Genomic DNA, 20,394 nt, shown 5'->3' with positions numbered 1-20,394 from the left:
CGAGGCCTGTCGCTTCCTCGCGCAAGCGCTCGTCAGTCCGGCAAGCCGGTGGCGGCCGCAGCCAGTCGTGACGAGATGGTGCCGTCGATGACCTCGTCGCCGACGGTGATGGAGAGCCCACCGAGGAGATCCGGATCGACATGCAGCTGGACGGAGACCGGGTGCCCGTAGATGCGGGTGAGCACTGCGGTCAGGCGGTTGCGCTGCGTGTCACTGAGTTCGGCGGCGGCCGTGACGTGCGCGACCACCTCACCGCGCCGGGCCACGGCAAGCTCTGCGAGGTCGATGACGGCCTCGTCGGCCCGCTCGCCGCGGAGCAGGCCCACGGTCTGAGCCAGCAGCGCCGCCGCGGTGCTGTTGACACCGGCATTGCCCGTGAGCACCTTGTCGAGCAAGGCGATCCGACCGTCAGCCGGGGCGGTGTAGTCACTCAGCAGAGTGGACAGCCGCGGCTGGGCATCCAGGACGCGGCCGAACCGGAACAGCTGGTCCTCGACCTCGTCGACCTCGCCGGTGACCTCGGCACGCTTGAGCAGTGCCAGGCGGGCGGTGTGCTCGATGCCGTCGACCAGGTTGCCCTCCGTCGACCAGCGCTGCGACACAGCGGTCCGCACCAGGTCCAGCGTCGTCGCGCCCACCTTGCCCGACAGCAGCGTGTCGACCAGGCGCACCTTCGAATCGGGATTGTCGCTGGGCTCGGCGAGATGCCGATTGAGCACCGACTCCGACAGCAGCAGCTTGGCCACGGCGGCCAGCTCGTCGGCCAACGTGGTCAGCCCGGCGGCGTCGAGACCACCGGCGACCGCATCGAACTTGTCGACCAGGGCGGCCAGCGACTCGCGGCTGGCAGCCCGCAGCGTGGAGGTCGCGGCGGTGTCGATCACCGCGCTCGACGGTGCCATCTGGTCCAGCTGGTCCAGGAAGCGATCCACCGTGGCGGATTGCGCGGCCGGGTCAGCGACGTGGGCCCGGACCAGTGCGTCGGCCTTGGCCACGGACTCTTCGCCCAGACCGTTGCGCAGCCCGCGGATGAGCTGCTGGCGCATCAGCTGAATCTGTTGTGCGCCTTGAGCTTTGATGCGCTCCGCCTCCGCGCCCGCCTGCTCGGCGAGCTGCGCGGTGATCCGCTGGGAATCCTGGCGGGCCTCGTCGGTGACCTTGCCCGACTCGGCCTTGGCATCCGCGAGCGCCTTCGCGTGCATGGCGTCGGCGTCGGCGAGTTTCTTCGCCGCCTCGGCGCTCTCCGCGAGTGCGGTGCGTATTGCTTCCTGCTGCTTGGCCATCAGCGCCTTCACCGGCGGTACCACGAACCGCCAGATGATGTATGCGATGACCGCGAAGCCGATCAGCTGTCCGATGAAGATTTCCATCTACTGCGTCCCACCTGGTTTGACGTCGACGCCGAGGATGCGACTGGCCAGTGTGGCCGACAGGCCGTCTACCGACGACTGGAGGTCGGACCGCGCGGCGGCACCCTGCGCAGACAGTTGCTGGTCTGCGTCGCGAACGGTTGCGGCTACCTCACCGCTGGCTTCGGCACGTTTCTGGTCGACAACCGAGCGGCCGGCTGCGCGAGCTTCGTCCCGAATGGCCGAAGCCTCGGTGCGAGCCCCCGCCATCGCCGCTTCGTAGTCGGCCTGTGCGGCCGCAACCTGCTCGGCCGACTTGCGGTTGTCCGCGGCAGTCTTGGCCAGCATCGCTTCCCGCTCCGCCAGGACCTTACTGATCGGCGGCACCACCCATTTCCCGATCACGCCAAGCACGATCAAGAAGATGAGCAGCACGACGAAGAAGGTGCCGTTGGGGATCAGGAAGTTGCTCTGACCCCCGCCGCCTTCTTCAGCCGCCTGGCTGGACGCCAGGATCGTTGCGCTCAGTTGTTCCATCACGTTGGATTACGAAGCGCCCGGGGTCGCAAACACGAACAGAGCCATGAATGCCAGGTTGATGAAGTACGCGGCCTCGACCAGACCGACGGTGATGAAGAACGGGGTGAACAGGCGGCCCTGTGCCTCCGGCTGGCGCGCGATACCGGAGATCAGCGCGTTACCGGCGATACCGTCACCGATACCGGCACCGATAGCGCCACCGGCCATGATCAGACCGCCGCCGATGAGGGCACCGGCAACGATGGTGGGGTCGGTCATTCCTTATTCCTCCTTGGTAACTGGCAGCGATGCCACCAGGGTCTGTTGTGGTACTGGCAGGTCAGTGTTCGTCGTGGTCCAGTTCCATGGACTGGCTGAAGTACAGAATGGTCAGCAGGGCGAAGATGAAGGCCTGGATCAGACCGACGAACAGGTCGAAGGTCTTCCAGATGGCGTTCGGCGCCCACTGGATGTACCAGGGGAACATGGCGATCAGCGCGACCAGGATGCCGCCGGCGAACATGTTGCCGAAAAGTCGGAGGGACAGCGAGACGGGCTTGGCGATCTCTTCGACGATGTTGATCGGCGCCAGCACCGCGACGTGGCCCTTGACCAGCTTCTTCAGGTGTCCGAACGGACCGCGCCGCCAGATGCCCGCCGCGTGGTAGCAAAGGAAGACGAACAGGGCCAGCGCCAGCACGTAGTTGATGTCCGAGGCCGGCGGGGCCAGCAGTTCGGACGCCGCGCCGTCGGCCCCGCCGAACTGCACAGGCAGCACCGACAGCCAGTTGGACACCAGGATGAACACGAAGATCGTGACCGCGAGCGGCAGCACGAACGGAGCGATCTTCATGCCGATCGCGCTCTCGATCTGCTGACGCATCTGGATGGTGATGGCCTCGAAGAACAGCTGCACGCCACCGGGAACACCGGTGGAGGTGACCTTGGCCTTCAGGAAGAACGCCAGCGCGATGACGATGACGGCGGCGACCGCGGTTGCGGTGATCGTGTCAATGTTGAACGTCATCCCCAGCCATTGCACTTCTTCGTGGTGGCCGACGTGGATCGCTGCGGCAGAAACAGTCTCGGTCATCTGATGTCAGCTCAACCCTTCGAATCCGTGCCAGAGGTATCGACGGCGTCCAGGCCGTCGGTGCGGATCTTCTTGAGCACCGGGAAGCTGGTGGACATCACCAGCAGTGCCTGGAAGATCGCCAACCCGAACAGCACCGCGATGCCGCCCGAGTTCTTGAAGAAGAAGGCGATCGCGAGCGCGATCGCGGTGATGATCAGCAGCCGCGTGGCGGAGTTGACCGCCATCTTCTTCTTGAGGGGGTGCTCCTCCGCGGTGATCGACTCAACCGCGTGCCGCACCAGCAACGCATTGATCAGGCCAAGGCCGAGGCCGACGCCGAAGAACAAGCCGAAGAAAACGTGTCCGGTGAACGCAGCGGCCGCGACGGCAACGCCGGTCAGTGCCACACAGACGATCAGGAGCCGCAGTGGCCGAAATGCCACCGACGGGAACACCAACGGCGCATCTTGCGCTGGTGTCGTCACTGCTTCACCCCAATCCCTGTACAGCTTTTACCTGACAAAGTCCTGAATGTGCCCGACGAGCGTATCGAAGGGCGACGGGCGCGCTGGAATCACCCAAGGGGTAGCTCCCTTTGTCGGTCGTTATTCGGCGCCGATCGGCTTTTCGGAACCGATGGGCCGGGCCGGCAACCCGTGAGGTTTTTCGGGTTCTGCCAGCACCGTACCACATGGTAGAAGGCCTACTACTATTCGTCGTAATGATCGTCGAGCTGCGGTTCCCGCCCATCGGGACCGCGGCGCAAGAGCGGTATCAGGGTCACCACGATCGCGACCAGAATGGCCGCCGCCATCACCACGCCGGTGTAGCGCGGGTCGACGAAAATCGTGCTGGCCGCTCCGAAGGCGACGATCCCCACCCACAAGTAGATGAGTAGCACCACCCGGCGGTGCGAGTGCCCGATCTGCAATAACCGGTGATGCAGATGCATCTTGTCGGGGCTGAACGGGCTGCGCCCGGCGCGGGTGCGGCGCACGATGGCCAGCAACATGTCCAGGGCGGGCACAGACATGACGGCGATGACCAACAGGAACGGCGACATCAGGGCGAACACGTCGCGGGCACCGTAGGCGTTCTGGGAGATCGGGCCGGCCGCGGTGGTCGAGGCGGCGCCGAGCATGAGACCGATCAACATGGACCCGGAGTCCCCCATGAAGATCTTGGCGCGGTGAAAGTTGTGCGGCAGAAAGCCCAGGCAGGCGCCCGCGAGCACCACCGAAATCACCGCAGGCGGGTAGAACAGCACGTCGCCGCCGTGGTCACGCAGCAGGCCGACCGAGAAAACGCAGATGGCGAGCGCGGTGATCAACCCGAGCCCGGCCGCGAGACCGTCGAGCCCGTCGACGAAGTTCATCGCGTTGACGATCGAGACCGTCAACGCCAGTGTGAGCAGGATCGACGACACCTGATCGAGCACGATGGTGCCCACTCCCCCGATCGGGATGTAGAGCACGCTCCAGGCCACGCCCATCGTGACCAGCACGCTGGCGGCGGTGATCTGACCGGCGAATTTGGTCAGCGCGTCCAGACCCCACCGGTCGTCGATCAGCCCGATCGCCATGATCAGACCGCCGGCCACCACGACGGCCGGCATACCCGTCGAATAGACGAATCCACGGTTCAACGCCGGGAGCTGGGACGCCAACAGCACGGCCGAGGCCACCCCGACGTACATGGCCAGCCCGCCCATTCGGGGCGTCGGCTGTACGTGCACGTCGCGTTCGCGCGGATAGGCGACGGCGCCGAGCCGGATTGCCACGACCCGGACCCAGCCGGTGGCGAAGTACGTGATGATCGCGGCAGTCAGGCCGACGAGCGCCAGTTCGCGCAGCGGCACGCCGGCCCCTTGATCGGACAACGCGAGGATTCCGGCATCGGTGTGACTGCCGGCCGTGATCACCGGTGCACCGTACGTCAGCAAGCTGAGATCACTCCGTGAGTGTCGGGGCCAGCGCCGCGGCTTCCACGCCGAGAACCCTGGCGATGTCGTCGGCACTGATCGGGCCCGCGCGCAGGATGCGCGGCTGCTCACCGGTCAGATCGACGATGGTGGATGCGGCCTGCCGTTCGGCCGGGCCCCCATCCAGATAGACCTCGACCAGATCTCCGAGTTGCTCGCGTGCGGCGGCGGCGGTGACCGCGGCAGGCCGGCCGGAGATGTTGGCGCTCGACACCGCCATCGGCCCGACCTCACGGAGCAGTTCGATGGCCACGGGGTGAAGCGGCATCCGCAGCATCACGCTGCCGTTGACGTCGCCGAGGTCCCATTGCAGCGAGGGCGCCTGGCGGACCACCAAGCTCAGCGCGCCCGGCCAGAACGCCCGGATCAACTCCCGCGCGGCGTCGGGCACCGAGAAGACCAGGCCATCGATTGTCGTCCAGGACCCGACGAGAACGCCGACCGGCATATCGCGGCCACGGCCCTTCGCCGCGAGCAGACTGCCGACCGCGTCACGGTCGAAAGCGTCCGCGCCGATGCCGTAGACGGTGTCGGTCGGCATCACCACGAGCCGACCGCCCTTGAGCGCGCTGATCGCCGAGGCGATGCCCGTCGCGCGCTGATCGGAGTCACTGCAGTCGAAGGTTGTCATCTCGGCTCCATGAATTCAGCTTCTCGCAATTCGGATGGCTGTGACAAAGCGGGGTCGTCCGGCCAGGTCGCGGTGCGGCACGACGGACGCGAAGCTGCCGTTGTCGGTGAACATCGCGACGGTCTGCTCCGAGGTGGTGTCGTCATGCTCGACGGCGCAGCCGGCGCCGTCGCGTAACCACCGGGCGGCAAGCCCGACGATGGGGCCGATCACCTCCATGCCGTCGGCGCCGCCGAACAACGCATGCGCCGGATCATGCTCGGCCACCTCGGGATCCAATTCGGCGCCCGCCGGGATGTACGGCGGGTTGGCGACCAGCAGATCGACCTTGCCGTCGAGTTCCGGCAACAATCCCGGCGTCGTGACGTCGGCCGCGAGCACCTCGACCTGCGTGCCGGCCGCGTTGCGCCGGGTGTATTGCAGGGCGGCCGCCGAGTCGTCGATGGCGATCACCCGCGCGTCGGGGCGGTGCGCCGCCAGCGCGAGCGCCAGTGCGCCGGACCCGGTGCACAGATCCACGATCACGGGATCTTGTGGAAGTGCTTGCGCCAGAGCCCATTCCAGGAGCGATTCGGTCTCGGGCCGGGGTATGAACACACCCGGACCGACGGCCAGCAGCAGTGGACCGAATGCGGCGGTACCCACCAGATGCTGCAGCGGTACCCGCCGCGAGCGTGCTGCGATCAACTCGTCGAACGCCTCTTGGAAGGTCTCGCCAGGATCGTCGATGAGCATCAAGCGGCCCCGGTCGGTGCCTGCGACGTGGGCGGCCAGCAGTTCAGCATCGGTGCGCGCCGAGTCGATGCCCGCCGCGGCCAAGCTGTCGGCGGCCGTTTGGATGGCTCGCCGTAGATCGGTCGCGCCTTCCCCGCCGGGCCGGGTCATGCCTGCTGCAGCCTCGACTGCTTGTCAGCGGCGGCCAGCGCGTCGAACAGTGGGTCCAGCTCCCCGTCGAGCACCTGATCCAGGTTGTGCGCCTTGAAGTTGATCCGGTGATCGGCGATGCGGTTCTCGGGAAAGTTGTAGGTGCGGATGCGCTCGCTGCGGTCCACCGTGCGGATCTGGCTGGCGCGGTCCGCCGAGGCGTCGGCGTCGGCCTGTTCCTCGGCCAGCGCCTGCAGCCGCGCGGCCAGCACCTGCATGGCGCGGGCCTTGTTCTGCAGCTGGGAACGCTCGTTCTGGCAGGTCACCACGATGCCGGTCGGCAGATGCGTGATGCGGACCGCGGAGTCGGTGGTGTTGACGCCCTGGCCGCCCTTGCCCGACGAGCGGTACACGTCGATGCGCAGATCCGATTCGTCGATCTGGACCTGCTCGACCTCTTCGGGCTCCGGGTACACGAGCACACCTGCGGCGGACGTATGCACACGGCCCTGCGACTCGGTGACCGGGACACGCTGCACGCGGTGCACGCCGCCTTCGAACTTCAGCCGGGCCCACACGCCGTCGGCCGAATCGCCCTTGCTGCGGATGGACAGCGTCGCGTCCTTGTATCCGCCCAGGTCGGAGCTGGTTTCACCGAGCATCGTCACGGTCCAGCCGTGCCGTTCGGCGTAGCGGATGTACATGCGGGCCAGGTCGGCAGCGAACAGTGCCGACTCCTCGCCACCCTCGCCCGACTTGACCTCGAGCACTATGTCGTCGGCGTCGTGCGGGTCCCGCGGGGCCAGCAGATCGGTCAGCTGGGTGTCGAGTTCGGCGACGCGCGCCGTCAATTCGTCGACCTCTGCGGCGAAACTCGAGTCGTCGGCGGCAAGTTCGCGCGCGGCTTCGAGATCACCGCGGGCAGCTTCCAGCTTCCGATACGTGGCCACGACCGGTGAGAGCTGCGCGAACCGGCGTCCGACCTTGCGGGCAGCCGACGCGTCGGCGTGCAGGTTGGGATCGGCGAGCTGAAGTTCGAGGTCGGCGTGCTCGGCGAGGATCGCCTCGATAGCGGGTGCTGTTTCGGTCACGTCAACCTCCTCCTGACTTCCTGCTCAAACGAGAACGACGCCCGGATCTGACGCGAATGCGACAGATCGGGCGTCGTCGGCAAAGCTACTTGTCGGCCGCGGCCTTCTCGCCGGCCGGCTTGCGCTTGCCATAGCGCTTCTCGAAGCGGGCCACGCGGCCGCCGCTGTCGAGGATCTTCTGCTTGCCGGTGTAGAAGGGATGGCACTGCGAGCAGACCTCGACGACGATCTGTCCGCTGTTCTTCGTGCTGCGCGTAGTGAACGTGTTGCCACAACCGCAATGCACGGTGGTCTCGACATACTCAGGGTGAATGCCCGTTTTCATGGTTCCTCTTCAGTCGTTGGCCCGGGTCGCCCCTGTGGACGTGAACCGGGACCGAGGGTCGACGGTCCATTATGCCAGTTCGGCCGCCAGCAGCCTAAACGCGTGCTGGCCAGGCTCTATTCCACGCATCAAATGCGCACGTACACCGTTCCGTCGCGTTGCCACAGCACGCGGCCTGCCGGGTCGGTCCCGCGCGCGACCAGCTCGCGTTTGAGGATCTTGTTGGTGGCGGTGGTCGGCAGATCCTCGGCGAGCCACACGAAACGTGGCCAGGATTTGGGTGACAAGTCGGGTTGCGCGGCGAGGAATCTGCCGAACGCTTCCGGTGTCAGCTGCTGGTCGTCGCGCAGCACGATCGCGGCCATCACCTGGTCCCCGACAAACTCGTCCGGTACGGGATAGACCGCCACCCGGTTGATCACCGGCTGTCGCAACAGGATCCGTTCGATGGGCGCCGCCGTGATGTTCTCGCCGTCGACCCGCATCCAGTCCGCAGTGCGGCCCGCGAGATATATCCAGCCGTCGGCGTCGCGATAGGCGAGATCGCCCGACCAGTACATGCCGTGCCGGAGCCGTTCGTCGGTGGCGTCCTGATCGTTGTGGTAGCCGCGGAACATCCCGCTGCCGCCGGTGTTGACCAGCTCACCGATGGCCGCGTCGGCATTGACCAGGGCACCTGTGTCGTCGAAGCGCGCGACTTCGCATTCGGTGAGTGTCTCCGGATCGTAGATCGCGACGCCGGGAAAGCCCTTCCCCACACTGCCCGCCGGGCAGCCTTCCGAGCGGGTGATGATGATCGCGAGCTCGGTGGAGCCGAAACCGTCCCACACGCTGCAGCCGAACCGGCGGCTGAACTCGTCGATATCGCGGTCGGCGGCCTCGTTGCCGAAAGCCACCTTCAGCGGATTGTCGTGGTCGTCGGGCTGCTCGGCGGTGGCCAGGATGTACGCCAGCGGCTTGCCGACGTAGTTCATGTACGTCGCGTCGTACCTGCGGATGTCCGGCAGGAACCGCGATGCCGAGAAATCGGCGGGCGCCATCGCCGCACCGGAGGCCACCGCGACTCCCCATCCCGCGTACACCCCGTTGGAGTGGAACAACGGCATGGCCAGGTAGCAGGTATCCGCCGAGGTCAGCCCGTAGCGCTGGACCAGAGCTACCGCGGAGAACAGCACGATGGAGTGCGCCACCTCGACGGCCTTCGGCTCACCGCTGGTGCCCGAGGTGAAGATCATCATGAACGTGTCATCGGGCCCGACCTGGCGATACGGGACCAGCTCGCGTGCCGGCCACGCGGTCTGCGATACATCGATGACGGTGACGCCCGGCAGATCGACCCCGTCGAGCAGAGCGCGGTGCTGCGGGTCCACGAGCACGATCTGGCACTCGACCCTGGCGATGTCGCGGGCGAGTGCTTCGCCGCGGCGCGTGGTGTTGATGCCGCACAGCACATAGCCACCCAGCGCAGCGGCGGCCAGTGCCGTGAGCATGTCGGGGGTGTTCCCCATGAGCACGCCGACGTGGAGCGGCCGGGCGGGATCTGCGGCCGCGATCAAGGCCGCGGCCTGCGCGCGCGCCTGCGCGACGTGTTCGGCCCAGGTCCAGGTGCGGTCGCCGGATTTGATCGCGACAGTGTCCTGATCTGCACGTTCGCCCAGCAGCTGCTGCAGCGTTTCGGCCATTCGTCGCCCCCAAGGCTAGTGAACAGTTTTTCGAAACTGTCTACCATGGCTGTGGCGCCTGCCGGTAGCGTCAGGTACTTGGCACAATCATTACCACCGAGAATCGTCGCGACCAGGAGCCGCAGCAGTTGACCAGCACCACCGCCCCCCGCACCGTGCGTGATCGCCTGATCGACGCGGCGGAAGTCTGTCTGCGCGCCAAGGGCATCCGGGCGACCACGGTGTCGGAGGTGGCAGAGGCCGCCGGAGTGTCAAGAGGCTGGCTGTACCGCCACTTCCCCGACAAGGTCACCCTGCTCGGCGCGGCGATCGTGCGGCTCAACGAGGCGTACTGGTCTGAGGCGCACGCCATGCTCGCGCAGTACAACGGCCTCGACGAGAAGATCGCCGCAGGGGTCCGGCATGGCCGCACCGCCTACGACGATCCGGGCGCGTTGTTGATGAAGCTGCGGATGGAGGAACCCGACGAGTTCGCCGCGTGTGCGGGCGCAGGTGTGCAGGGCCTCGTGCCGGATCTCGCGGCGTTCTGGTCGCCGTACCTGGTCACCGCACGCGAAGCCGGTGAGATCCACCCCGACGCCGACATTGCCGAGGCTTCGGAATGGGTTGCGCGCGTATTGCTTTCGCTGGCGACCATGCCGGGCGAGCAACTCGACGCCAGTGACTACGACGCCGTACTGCTGCACGTGCGCCGCTACGTGATGCCCGGCCTCAAGGCCGACCCGGCGCTCTAGCCCTGCACAACGCACACTGCCCCGACACGCTGGGCGTGCGGGGCAGTGTTGCGTACGGCGGGTGGATTAGTCGACGTCCATCGAGCCCGGCGCGGTCTTGGACACCTGGACCAGGAACTCGTAGTTGTTCTTGGTCTTGCGCAGCTGGCTCATCAGCAGGTCGATGGCCTGATGGCTGTCGAGGCCCGACAGCACGCGGCGCAGCTTGTGCACGATCGCGAACTCGTCCGGCGACAGCAGCAGCTCGTCCTTGCGGGTGCCGGACGGGTTGACGTCGACGGCCGGGAAGACCCGGCGCTCGGCGATCTTGCGGTCCAGCTTGAGCTCGGCGTTGCCGGTGCCCTTGAACTCCTCGAAGATCACGGTGTCACCGGTGGAGCCGGTCTCGACCATCGCGGTGGCGATGATGGTCAGCGAGCCGCCGTGCTCGATGTTGCGTGCCGCGCCGAGGAACCGCTTGGGCGGGTACAGCGCGGTGGAATCCACACCACCGGAGAGAATGCGGCCTGAAGCCGGCGACGCGTTGTTGTACGCGCGGCCCAGCCGGGTGATCGAGTCGAGCAGCACGACGACGTCCTTGCCCTGCTCCACCAGGCGCTTGGCCCGCTCGATGGCCAGCTCGGCGGCCTGGGTGTGATCTGACGGCGGCCGGTCGAAGGTGGAGGCGATGACCTCACCCTTCACCGATCGCTGCATGTCGGTGACCTCTTCAGGCCGTTCGTCGACGAGCACCACCATGAGATGGCACTCCGGGTTGTTCTTGGTGATCGCGTTGGCGATGTCCTGCATGATCGTGGTCTTACCGGCCTTGGGCGGCGACACGATCAGCGCGCGCTGACCCTTGCCGATCGGCATGATCAGGTCGATGACGCGCGTGGTCAGACGCTCGGGCGTGGTCTCCAGGCGCAGCCGCTGGTTCGGGTACAGCGGCGTCAGCTTGGTGAAATCGGGCCGGTTCTTCGCGTTCTCGACCGGGCCACCGTTGACGCTGTCCAGGCGCACCAGCGGATTGAACTTCTGCCGCGGGTTCTGGCCGCCGCCCTCGCCTTCGCGGGGCACGCGGACCGCGCCGGTCACCGCGTCACCGCGACGCAGACCGTTCTTGCGCACCATGTTCATCGACACGTACACGTCGTTGGGACCGGCCAGGTAACCCGAAGTCCGGACGAACGCGTAGTTGTCGAGCACGTCGAGGATGCCCGCGACGGGCTGCACGACGTCGTCTTCTCGCAGCTCGGTCTCGTTGCGTCCGCCGCTTTCGCCTTCGCCGCCGCGCTCACCGCGCCGACGACGGTCCCGGAAGCGCCGACCGCGCCGGCCCTGACGACCGTCACCGTCGTCGTCCCCGGCATTTCCCCCGGCGTTGTTGCCGCCGCGGTTCTGCTGGTCGCCCTGCTGGTCAGAGCGCTCGTCGGCCGACTTGGTGTCCGCTTTGTCCGACGCGTCCTGCTTCTCGTGCTTGTCTTGCCGGTCCTGCCTGGCCGGCCGGTCCTGCTTGTCCTGTTTGGCGGGCTGGTCCTGCTGAGCAGGCTTTTCCTGCTCGGCGGGCTTGGCTTCCGCCTCGGCCGGCTTGGCGTCTTCGGCCTGCTTGGCCGGCTCGGCGTCGGCAGCCGGGGCTCCCGCCTGGCGGGACGAGCCACGGCGTTCGCGACGCGGACGCGCCGGCGCCTCGGCCGGAGCCTCGGTGTCGGACTTGACTTCGGCGCCGCGGCCGTTGGTCTCGCCCCGGTGGGCACGGATCGCGGCGATCAACTCGCTCTTGCGCAGACCCGACGCGCCTTCGACACCGATTTCCTTGGCCAGCGCGCGCAGCTCGGGCAGCACCATCGTCGACAGCGAGGCAGGCCGCGGGTTTGCGGCGCGGGCGTCGGACGTGGGCGCGGAGGGCGCAGCAGCCGGTGTCTCCACTGGAGCCGCTGCCGTCACGGCGTTCGACAGCTCTCCAGTGTCATTGCTGTTATCAGCCGTGAAGAGGTCCGTATCAGTCACGGATTTCCTTTCTTTCCCTCGCTGTTTACGTCGTGCGAGGGTTCCCCAAAGGTCGACACGCATTCAGCTGTACCGCTGAGCGTGTAGCTCGCACCGTCGCCTGTGCAACGGTGATCGCATGGGTTTGCCGTCGAACGGCGACCCGTTAGTCCACGAGTAGAACACAAGAAGTTTGGGTGGTCGTCCTAGTGTCTGCGCAGGCAGAGCCGCTGCGATTGCTGGACGACAGCGAGAATAGCCCGCTTTCAGGCGGGAAGCAAGCAACCCCCACGTGGGGCGTGTTACCTCAGTTGCGGACTGCAACACCCGACATCCACCGGACTCCGTCGCCCACCGACATCTCGCGCACCGTGAACCCGTTGGCAGTGCCGTATTGCAACGCCTCCGCAGGTAGACCAGCTTGGAAGCTCAGACCGAGCACGGATGGCCCGGCCCCTGAGAGCACTGCCGCTACTCCGTAACGTCGCAATATCCCCAGGTATTCCGACGAGGCGGGCATCGCCGCGGCACGCTGCGGTTGGTGCAGCACGTCCTGGGTGGCGTCCATCAGCAAATCGGGACGCTCGGTGAGCGCCACCATCAGCAACGCGACCCGGCTGATGTTGAAACGCGCGTCGACGTGGCTGACCTGTTCCGGCAGCAAGACTCGGGTCTCGGCAGTCGACGACCGCTGCTGCGGCACCGCGGAGAACAACCGGATGTCGGGATGGAGCCTGACGTGTGCGGCCGCGTAGCGCGGCTGCCCGCCTGCGACGCTCGGGGCATCCGTCCAGGACACCACCGCGCCGCCGAGCACCGCGGCGGCGGCGTTGTCCGGGTGGCCTTCGAATTCACTGGCGAGCTGGATCAGCTGATCCTCGCTCATGGGTTCCGAACCTGCCTGTGTCACAAGACCATTGACCACAGCCAGGCCGCCGACCACTGCGGCCGCAGATGAGCCCAGTCCGCGCGAATGCGGAATGTCGTTGCGGCAGCGCACAATCAGACCCGCGGCGGTGTAACCGGTGGCCCGCAGACCCGCTTCGATCGCGCGGACCACCAGATGCGTCGCATCCAGCGGCACCTGCCCCGCACCCTGCCCTTCGACCTCCACTTGGAGGCCGGATTCTGTTGTCTCGACCACGATCTCGTCGTACAGGCTGAGGGCAAGGCCCAGACTGTCAAAGCCCGGGCCCAGGTTCGCGCTCGATGCGGCGACGACGGAAGTGGCGGCGATGCCGACCGGCAGGGTTTGGCTCACAGATCAGACCAGTCCGAGCTTGGCGACGACGGCCATCGGATCGACGGGAACCGGGGTGACCGGCGGCACGCCACGCAGGGCGGTGTCCGGATCCTTGAGCCCGTTGCCGGTCACGGTGCACACCACGGTGGAACCCCGCTTGACCCAACCGTCCTCGATGGACTTGAGCAGGCCGGCGACGCTGGCCGCCGACGCGGGTTCGACGAATACGCCCTCGGTGCGCGCGATCAGGTGGTAAGCCGCCAGGATCTCTTCGTCGGTGGCAGCCAGGAACCGCCCGTTGGACTCCTGCTGAGCCTCTACCGCGGTGTTCCACGATGCGGGCGCGCCGATGCGGATGGCGGTGGCGATCGTCTCGGGTTCCTTGACGGGTTCGCCGAGCACCAGCGGCGCGGCACCGGCGGCCTGCGTGCCCAGCATGCGCGGCAGCCGGTCGGTCAGCCCGTCCCGGTGGTACTCGTTGTAGCCCTTCCAGTACGCGGTGATGTTGCCCGCGTTACCGACCGGCAGTGCATGGACGTCGGGGGCGGTGCCCAGCGCGTCGACGATCTCGAATGCCGCGGTTTTCTGGCCCTCGATGCGGTACGGGTTGACCGAGTTGACCAACGCGATGGTCGGGTAGTCCGCGGTCAGCTTGCGGGCCAGCTCCAGGCAGTCGTCGAAGTTGCCGTCGATCTGAATGATCTTGGCGCCGTGCATGACCGCCTGGGCGAGCTTGCCCATCGCGATCTTGCCCTGCGGCACCAGCACCGCGCAGGTGATGCCCGCCCGCGCCGCGTACGCCGCGGCCGACGCCGAGGTGTTGCCGGTCGACGCGCACAGCACGGCCTGCTGGCCGCGCGCCACGGATTCGGTGACGGCGACGGTCATGCCGCGGTCCTTGAACGACCCCGTCGGGTTGAGCCCCTCGACCTTGAGATGCACTGTGCAGCCGGTCTGTTCGGAGATGCGCTTGGCATGGATGAGCGGGGTTCCACCCTCCAGCAGCGTGATCGGCGTCCAGTCGTCACCGATCGGCAGCCGGGCGCGGTAGGCCTCGATCAGCCCCGGCCACGGCCGGTGCACAGCCTGCTCCGGACTGGCTTGTCCTTCTTGCATGCGGGAGCTCATGCGTCTGTTCCTTCCATACGAAGCACGCTGTTGATGGTCTGCACCACGTCGAGATCGGCGAGGGCCTCGACGGTTTCGGACAAGGCCGCGTCGGTCGCCTGGTGAGTCACCACGACGATGCGTGCGCCGCACGGCGATCCTTCGTCGTCGACCATGCCCTCCTGCCGCACCTCGGCGATGCTGACCTCACGTTTGCTGAATTCGGCTGCGACCGCGGACAATACGCCCGGACGGTCGGCAACGTTCATGTTCACGTAGTAGCGGGTCGGGATGAAACCGATGGGCGCGATCTTGAGCTTGGCGTACTTGGACTCACGCGGTCCGCGGCCGCCCTGCACGCGGTTGCGCGCGGCCATCACCAGATCACCCATCACTGCCGACGCGGTCGGCGCTCCGCCTGCGCCCTGCCCGTAGAACATCAGCCGGCCCGCGGCCTCGGCCTCGACCACGACGGCGTTGAACGCGCCGTTGACCGCGGCCAGCGGATGCGTCAGTGGCACCAGCGCCGGATAGACTCGAGCCGAAACCCGTTGCTTGCCTTCGTCAGTGGAGATCCGTTCGCAGATCGCCAAGAGCTTGATGGTGCAGCCGAGCGCCCGGGCGGACGCGAAGTCCTCGGCGCTGACCTTGGTGATGCCCTCGCGGTAGACGTCGTCGGCGGTCACCCGGGTGTGGAACGCGATCGACGCGAGGATCGCGGCCTTGGCGGCGGCGTCATAGCCCTCGACGTCCGCGGTGGGATCGGCCTCGGCGTAGCCCAGCGCGCTGGCATCGGCCAGCGCGCTCGCGTAATCCGCACCGGTGCTGTCCATCTCGGAAAGGATGTAGTTGGTGGTGCCGTTGACGATGCCCGCCACTCGCACCACGCTGTCACCGGCAAGCGACTGCGTCAGCGGGCGGATCACCGGGATGGCGCCTGCTACCGCCGCCTCGAAATACAGGTCGACACGGGCGTTCTCGGCCGCTTGGGCCAACTCACCGGTGGACTGCGCCATCAGCGCCTTGTTCGCGGTGACCACCGACTTGCCCTGTTCGAGCGCCGAGAGAATCGCCTTGCGGGCGGGCTCGACCGGGCCCATCACCTCGACGACGATGTCGACGTCATCGCGCGATACCAACGCGTCGATGTCGTCGGTGAGCAGATCGGCGGAAATGCCACGGTCGCCGGACACCCGGCGCACACCGACACCGCGCAATTCAAGCGGCGCACCGATGCGCGCCTCGAGGTCCGGGGCGCTCTCGTTGATGATGCGCACAACTTCGCTGCCGACGTTGCCCAAACCCAATACCGCTACGCCGATCGACTTCTTGCCGCTCATACGTCGCTCACCTCCAGACTCAACAGATCAGTGACGGTCTCCCGCCGCAACACCAGCCGCGCGCGGCCGTCCTTGACCGCAACCACCGCTGGGCGACCGAGCAGGTTGTACCGGCTCGACATCGAATAGCAGTAGGCACCGGTCGCAGCTACACCGAGCAGATCGCCCGGCGCGACGTCGTCGGACACCCACGTGTCGCGAACGACGATATCGCCTGTCTCACAGTGCTTTCCGACAATCCTCGCCAGCGCCGCGGGCGCCTCGCTGGCCCGCGATACCAGCCGGGCGTCGTACTCCGCGGCGTACAGGGAGGTGCGGATGTTGTCGCTCATCCCGCCGTCGACGCTGACGTAGCGCCGCTGCGCCGTCGGGCCGATGGCGACATCCTTGACGGTGCCGACCTCATAGAGCGTGATGGTGCCTGGGCCGGCAATCGCGCGGCCCGGCTCGACCACCAGTTTCGGCGCGGGCAGGCCCACAGCGGCCGACTCGTGGCGCACGATGGCCATGAGCTTGTCGGCCAGCTCGTCCATCGGCGGCGGATCGTCGTCGGGAAGATAGGAAATACCCAGTCCCCCACCGAGATCCACGATCGAGATCTGCGCGGTCTTCTCGACGCCGAACTCGGCCACCACATCTCGCAGCAGACCGATGACCCGATGTGCGGCCAGTTCGAAACCGTCCACGTCGAAGATCTGCGAGCCGATATGGCTGTGCAGACCCACCAGGCGCAGATTGTCGGTGGCGAACACGCGGCGCACGGCGTCCATCGCGGCGCCGCTGGCCAGCGACAGCCCGAACTTCTGATCCTCGTGCGCGGTGGAGATGAACTCGTGGGTGTGTGCCTCGACACCGACGGTGACGCGCACCAGCACGTCCTGGACGATGCCCGCCGCACCGGCGATGGCGTCCAGGCGCTCGATCTCGATCACGGAGTCGACCACCACGTGGCCCACCCCCGCGTTGACCGCCGTTGTGAGTTCCTCGACGGACTTGTTGTTGCCGTGCATGGTGATTCGCTGCGCGGGGAAGCCGGCGTGCAACGCGACGGCCAGTTCGCCGCCCGTCGCGACGTCCAGTGAGAGGCCTTCCTGATCGACCCAGCGCGCGATCTCGCTGCAGAGGAACGCCTTGGCGGCGTAGTGCACGTACTCGCCGCCGCCGAAGGCCGCGGCGATATCGCGGCAGCGCGACCGGAAGTCGTCCTCGTCGATCACGAACAGCGGGGTGCCGAATTCGGCCGCCAGATCGGTGACCGTGACCCCCGCGATGGACACCACGCCGTCAGCACCGCGAACCAGGTTGCGGGGCCACACATTCGGGGCGAGCAGCAGAAGCTCTTCCGGAGTCTGCGGCCGTGCGGGCGCCCCGGGGTGGTGGATCTCATCGGCGTGCCGGGGGCCGGCCGGATGTGCGCTCACATCCGCTCCGGTGCGGTGACGCCAAGGATGGCAAGGCCGTTGGCGATCACCTGGCGGGTGGCCTGGCACAGCGCCAGCCGCGCCGAGTTCAGCTCGCTCGGTTCTTCGTCGCCCTGCGGCAGCACCCGGCAGGCGTCGTAGAACCGGTGGTAGTCACCGGCCAGATCTTCCAGGTACCGGCACACGCGATGCGGTTCACGCAGCGCCGCAGCGGCTTTCAGCACACGCGGGAACTCACCGAGGTTGCGGATCAGCGTGCCCTCTTTGTCGTGGTTGAGCAGATCGAGCTTGTCGGTGCTGGCGACCACTCCCAGGTCGGCGGCGTTGCGGGCCAGCGCCGACAACCGAGCATGCGCGTATTGCACGTAGTACACCGGGTTTTCGTTGGACGCGCTCGACCACAGGGCCAGGTCGATGTCGATCGGGGTGTCCACCGACGAACGGATCAGCGAGTACCGCGCGGCGTCCACGCCGATGGCCTCGACCAGGTCGTCGAGCGTGATGACCGTGCCGGCCCGCTTACTCATCCGCAACGGCTGCCCGTCGCGCACCAGGTTGACCATCTGACCGATGAGCACCTCGACGGTGTCCGGGTCGTCGCCCAGCGCCGCAGCGGCGGCCTTGAGCCGGGCGATGTAGCCGTGGTGGTCGGCGCCGAGCATGTAGATGCACAAATCGAAACCACGCTGGCGCTTGTCCAGGTAGTAGGCCAGGTCGCCGGCGATGTAGGCCGGGTTGCCGTCGCTCTTGATGACGACGCGGTCCTTGTCGTCACCGAACTCGGTGGTGCGCAACCACGTTGCGCCGTCCTTTTCGTAGATGTTGCCGGTCTCACGCAACTTGGCGATGGCCTGCTCGACGCGACCCGAGGTGTGCATCGAATCCTCGTGCGTGTAGACGTCGAAGTCGGTGCCGAACTCGTGCAGCGACTCCTTGATGTGGGTGAACATCAGGTCGACGCCGACCTCGCGGAAGGCTTCCTGCTGCTGATCGGCGGGCAGGCTCAGCGCATCGGGCCGCTCGGCCAGCACGGCCGCGGCGATGTCGTTGATGTAGGTGCCCGCGTACCCGTCCTCCGGCGTCGGCTCCCCCTTGGCCGCGGCGACCAGCGACCGCGCGAACCGGTCGATCTGCGCGCCGTGGTCGTTGAAGTAGTACTCGCGGGTGACGTCGGCGCCCTGGGTGGACAGCAGCCGTCCCAGCGCGTCACCGACGGCGGCCCAGCGGGTGCCGCCGATGTGGATGGGACCGGTCGGGTTGGCCGAGACGAACTCGAGGTTGATCTTCTGGGCGAGCTCGGCGGAGTTTCCATACGCGTCACCCGCGGCGAGCACGTTGGTGACGATGACGCCCTGCGCGGACGCCTCGATGCGCAGATTGACGAACCCCGGCCCGGCGACCTCGGCCGCGGCGATGCCATCGGTGCTGCTCAGAGCCGTCGCCAGCCAGCCGGCCAGCTCGCGGGGATTGACGCCGACCTTCTTGGCCAGCTGCAATGCGATGTTTGTGGCGTAGTCGCCGTGCTCAGGGTTGCGCGGGCGCTCGACCGTGACAGTGGCCGGCAGCGCGGCGGGGTCCAGGTCATGGTCGGTCAACACTGCCGCAGCAGTGGCCTTGAGCAGCTCGGCGAGGTCGGCGGGGGTCACGGGGGTCCATCCTATGGCCTGGGCATTCACGCCCCGAATCGGTGTTCCGGTTCTGATGCGCTACGCTATGCACGCCCAATGGCACAGATGTCTCGGACAGCCCGTTGACACTGCGCCCCCGTAGCTCAGGGGATAGAGCGTCTGCCTCCGGAGCAGAAGGCCGCAGGTTCGAATCCTGCCGGGGGCACTCTTCAAAACCGGCGTTTAGCAGCGCATTCGCTCGACACGTCCGTTACCGATCGAGCACAAGCCGTCTCACTCTCCCCGGCAGGGTCCCGCGAATGGCACAGATCCGCGTGCCCGCGCCGACCATGGGCACCGGGGCTGGTGCTCGTTCTCGCCGATCCCGCTGAAGCAGAACCGATTCGGAGTTGGGGCCAGCAGTCAGCCCAGTTCCCCACGGTTGCCCTCGTCGGGCAACCGTGGGGTTAGTTGCTCAACGATGTCCACCACCGCCGCCGTGGTCTCCGCCATTGAACCCTGGTGCAGCCAGCTCCGGTTGGGTGAGCTGGTAGGGGGGCGGCGCGACGACTTGAGGGGCAAACTCATCGCCCCCCGTTGGAGCTTCCTCGGCGGGTGGTGGGGCGATGATCTCGGAGGACTCGCCTGCCGTGTCTGGCGGGCCACCAGGGACGCCACCCTCCGGGGCGCCGGACACCCAAACCAGAAGGTCCTGAACGCCGTCGTTGTAGACGACGCTGTTCGGCGGATCGCCCACTACGTCGAAGTAGAGTGTGCCGGTCGTCGTCCCGCCAGGCGGTGCCGGCGGCACGCCCCCGCCGATGACCCGGTAGTTCGCCCCGCTCTCGGCGCGGGCGTTGAACAGCGGGATCAACGGGGTGGCCCAGCCTCCGAGCCCTGAGACTTTCACGATCGCTGCATACAGTTGGCCGTTGTGCGGCACGGGGTCCGAACTCGGGGCAAGGCCCTTGACCGTGTAGCCGATCATCGGGGCACCGGTGCCGTAGTCGTTCAGCGTCTCCTGCTGGCCGTACGGCCTGATGTTGTTGGCCGCAGAGGCGGGGCCCGCCGTAGCGCCGGCCATGCCGACCCCGATCGCGGCGATGCCAACGGGCGCCGCAAGCTTGTTGATCTTCACCCGTATCTCCCCTTCCCAACGCCCAGGCTGTGTCCATCGCGGAGGGTACCTCGCCGCGCCACTGTCCAAATGCAACTTGCCGCAATTGGATCAGTGATGTTCCTGGCCTTCACCCGGATTTTCGACCCGCGCGACGATCACCGCAATGGATCGGTACCGGCAACGACGAAACTCGTTGCCGGTCTTACTCCTTCAGCGCTTGATCAACTGTCGCGTGGAGTGACGCTGCTGCCTTGCCTTCAGGAGACTCGCCCCAGCCGCCGCAAGGCCCTCCGCAATCGAGTAGTCGACTACTCGAGGGTGTGCTGCCCGCCCGAGC

General features: G+C 67.0%; 19 protein-coding genes and 1 tRNA gene. 2 read left to right on the top strand and 18 right to left on the bottom strand.

Translation table 11 applies throughout. The features are described 5' to 3' along the window. Window positions 1-32: 32 nt before the first annotated feature. The 11 genes from RMCB_RS01970 to fadD1 form a co-directional block, all read right to left on the bottom strand. Window positions 33-1,370, bottom strand: a complete 1,338-nt coding sequence (locus RMCB_RS01970; protein ID WP_029374099.1) for a F0F1 ATP synthase subunit B/delta — start codon at window positions 1,368-1,370, stop codon at window positions 33-35. Beyond that, the gene (locus RMCB_RS01965; RefSeq protein ID WP_029374098.1) at window positions 1,371-1,886 is read right to left on the bottom strand and encodes a F0F1 ATP synthase subunit B; all 516 of its coding nucleotides are present in this window, start codon (window positions 1,884-1,886) and stop codon (window positions 1,371-1,373) included. Between the two features lie 9 nt (window positions 1,887-1,895). Beyond that, window positions 1,896-2,147 (bottom strand): F0F1 ATP synthase subunit C, encoded by a 252-nt coding sequence (locus RMCB_RS01960; RefSeq protein ID WP_018599073.1) that lies wholly within the window; start codon window positions 2,145-2,147, stop codon window positions 1,896-1,898. Window positions 2,148-2,208: 61 nt separating this feature from the next. Then, on the bottom strand, window positions 2,209-2,961 hold the full coding sequence (atpB, locus tag RMCB_RS01955) for a F0F1 ATP synthase subunit A (protein ID WP_029374097.1): 753 nt from the start codon (window positions 2,959-2,961) through the stop codon (window positions 2,209-2,211). A gap of 11 nt (window positions 2,962-2,972) precedes the next feature. After that, entirely contained in the window at window positions 2,973-3,428 is a 456-nt protein-coding gene (locus RMCB_RS01950) for an ATP synthase subunit I (protein ID WP_029374096.1), read from the bottom strand. 224 nt (window positions 3,429-3,652) lie between these two features. Then, window positions 3,653-4,885: a glycosyltransferase family 4 protein gene (locus RMCB_RS01945; RefSeq protein ID WP_062827409.1), complete on the bottom strand. Its 1,233-nt coding sequence runs from the start codon at window positions 4,883-4,885 to the stop codon at window positions 3,653-3,655. A gap of 7 nt (window positions 4,886-4,892) precedes the next feature. Beyond that, window positions 4,893-5,555 (bottom strand): L-threonylcarbamoyladenylate synthase, encoded by a 663-nt coding sequence (locus tag RMCB_RS01940; RefSeq protein WP_029374094.1) that lies wholly within the window; start codon window positions 5,553-5,555, stop codon window positions 4,893-4,895. Between the two features lie 15 nt (window positions 5,556-5,570). After that, entirely contained in the window at window positions 5,571-6,440 is an 870-nt protein-coding gene (prmC, locus tag RMCB_RS01935) for a peptide chain release factor N(5)-glutamine methyltransferase (RefSeq protein WP_062827408.1), read from the bottom strand. Continuing rightward, window positions 6,437-7,510, bottom strand: a complete 1,074-nt coding sequence (prfA, locus tag RMCB_RS01930) for a peptide chain release factor 1 (RefSeq protein WP_029374092.1) — start codon at window positions 7,508-7,510, stop codon at window positions 6,437-6,439. The genes prmC and prfA overlap by 4 nt, the downstream gene beginning before the upstream one ends. Before the next feature lie 85 nt (window positions 7,511-7,595). Next, window positions 7,596-7,835 (bottom strand): 50S ribosomal protein L31, encoded by a 240-nt coding sequence (gene rpmE / locus RMCB_RS01925; RefSeq protein WP_029374091.1) that lies wholly within the window; start codon window positions 7,833-7,835, stop codon window positions 7,596-7,598. A gap of 128 nt (window positions 7,836-7,963) precedes the next feature. Further along, the gene (gene fadD1 / locus RMCB_RS01920; RefSeq protein WP_062827407.1) at window positions 7,964-9,517 is read right to left on the bottom strand and encodes a fatty-acid--CoA ligase FadD1; all 1,554 of its coding nucleotides are present in this window, start codon (window positions 9,515-9,517) and stop codon (window positions 7,964-7,966) included. Between the two features lie 128 nt (window positions 9,518-9,645). Between fadD1 and RMCB_RS01915 the strand changes: the two genes are divergently transcribed. Further along, window positions 9,646-10,251: a TetR/AcrR family transcriptional regulator gene (locus RMCB_RS01915; RefSeq protein WP_062827406.1), complete on the top strand. Its 606-nt coding sequence runs from the start codon at window positions 9,646-9,648 to the stop codon at window positions 10,249-10,251. Window positions 10,252-10,317: 66 nt separating this feature from the next. Here the strand turns inward: RMCB_RS01915 and rho are convergent, their stop codons facing one another. From rho to argS, 6 genes are all read right to left on the bottom strand, one after another. Then, window positions 10,318-12,240 carry a transcription termination factor Rho gene (gene rho, locus RMCB_RS01910; protein WP_062827405.1) on the bottom strand — a complete coding sequence of 641 codons (1,923 nt, stop codon included), beginning with the start codon at window positions 12,238-12,240 and terminating at the stop codon, window positions 10,318-10,320. 286 nt (window positions 12,241-12,526) lie between these two features. Next, window positions 12,527-13,480, bottom strand: a complete 954-nt coding sequence (gene thrB, locus RMCB_RS01905) for a homoserine kinase (protein WP_062827404.1) — start codon at window positions 13,478-13,480, stop codon at window positions 12,527-12,529. A gap of 3 nt (window positions 13,481-13,483) precedes the next feature. Continuing rightward, the gene (gene thrC, locus RMCB_RS01900; RefSeq protein ID WP_234791956.1) at window positions 13,484-14,590 is read right to left on the bottom strand and encodes a threonine synthase; all 1,107 of its coding nucleotides are present in this window, start codon (window positions 14,588-14,590) and stop codon (window positions 13,484-13,486) included. Continuing rightward, complete coding sequence (locus RMCB_RS01895) at window positions 14,587-15,909, bottom strand: homoserine dehydrogenase (protein WP_029374085.1); 1,323 nt, start codon at window positions 15,907-15,909, stop codon at window positions 14,587-14,589. Before RMCB_RS01895 ends, thrC begins: the two co-directional genes overlap by 4 nt. After that, entirely contained in the window at window positions 15,906-17,330 is a 1,425-nt protein-coding gene (lysA, locus tag RMCB_RS01890; protein WP_062827402.1) for a diaminopimelate decarboxylase, read from the bottom strand. The genes RMCB_RS01895 and lysA overlap by 4 nt, the downstream gene beginning before the upstream one ends. Beyond that, window positions 17,327-18,976, bottom strand: coding sequence for an arginine--tRNA ligase (argS, locus tag RMCB_RS01885; protein ID WP_062827419.1), 1,650 nt, complete (start codon window positions 18,974-18,976; stop codon window positions 17,327-17,329). Before argS ends, lysA begins: the two co-directional genes overlap by 4 nt. A gap of 114 nt (window positions 18,977-19,090) precedes the next feature. Between argS and RMCB_RS01880 the strand changes: the two genes are divergently transcribed. Continuing rightward, window positions 19,091-19,163: transfer RNA gene (locus RMCB_RS01880), tRNA-Arg, on the top strand. Window positions 19,164-19,412: 249 nt separating this feature from the next. Here RMCB_RS01880 and RMCB_RS01875 read toward each other — a convergent pair. Further along, the gene (locus tag RMCB_RS01875) at window positions 19,413-20,075 is read right to left on the bottom strand and encodes a DUF1942 domain-containing protein (RefSeq protein WP_062827401.1); all 663 of its coding nucleotides are present in this window, start codon (window positions 20,073-20,075) and stop codon (window positions 19,413-19,415) included. Window positions 20,076-20,394: the final 319 nt, after the last annotated feature.

This window comes from Mycolicibacterium brisbanense, from assembly GCF_001570425.1.
Taxonomy (GTDB): domain Bacteria; phylum Actinomycetota; class Actinomycetes; order Mycobacteriales; family Mycobacteriaceae; genus Mycobacterium; species Mycobacterium brisbanense.
This window is presented reverse-complemented; position numbering and strand designations above follow the sequence as displayed.

Coding starts and splice junctions, on each gene's coding strand:
- RMCB_RS01970 (WP_029374099.1), bottom strand. CDS start 1,370: ATGGAAATCTTCATCGGACAGCTGATCGGCTTCGCGGTCATCGCATAC.
- RMCB_RS01965 (WP_029374098.1), bottom strand. CDS start 1,886: ATGGAACAACTGAGCGCAACGATCCTGGCGTCCAGCCAGGCGGCTGAA.
- RMCB_RS01960 (WP_018599073.1), bottom strand. CDS start 2,147: ATGACCGACCCCACCATCGTTGCCGGTGCCCTCATCGGCGGCGGTCTG.
- atpB (WP_029374097.1), bottom strand. CDS start 2,961: ATGACCGAGACTGTTTCTGCCGCAGCGATCCACGTCGGCCACCACGAA.
- RMCB_RS01940 (WP_029374094.1), bottom strand. CDS start 5,555: ATGACAACCTTCGACTGCAGTGACTCCGATCAGCGCGCGACGGGCATC.
- prmC (WP_062827408.1), bottom strand. CDS start 6,440: ATGACCCGGCCCGGCGGGGAAGGCGCGACCGATCTACGGCGAGCCATC.
- rpmE (WP_029374091.1), bottom strand. CDS start 7,835: ATGAAAACGGGCATTCACCCTGAGTATGTCGAGACCACCGTGCATTGC.
- fadD1 (WP_062827407.1), bottom strand. CDS start 9,517: ATGGCCGAAACGCTGCAGCAGCTGCTGGGCGAACGTGCAGATCAGGAC.
- thrC (WP_234791956.1), bottom strand. CDS start 14,590: ATGAGCTCCCGCATGCAAGAAGGACAAGCCAGTCCGGAGCAGGCTGTG.
- RMCB_RS01895 (WP_029374085.1), bottom strand. CDS start 15,909: ATGAGCGGCAAGAAGTCGATCGGCGTAGCGGTATTGGGTTTGGGCAAC.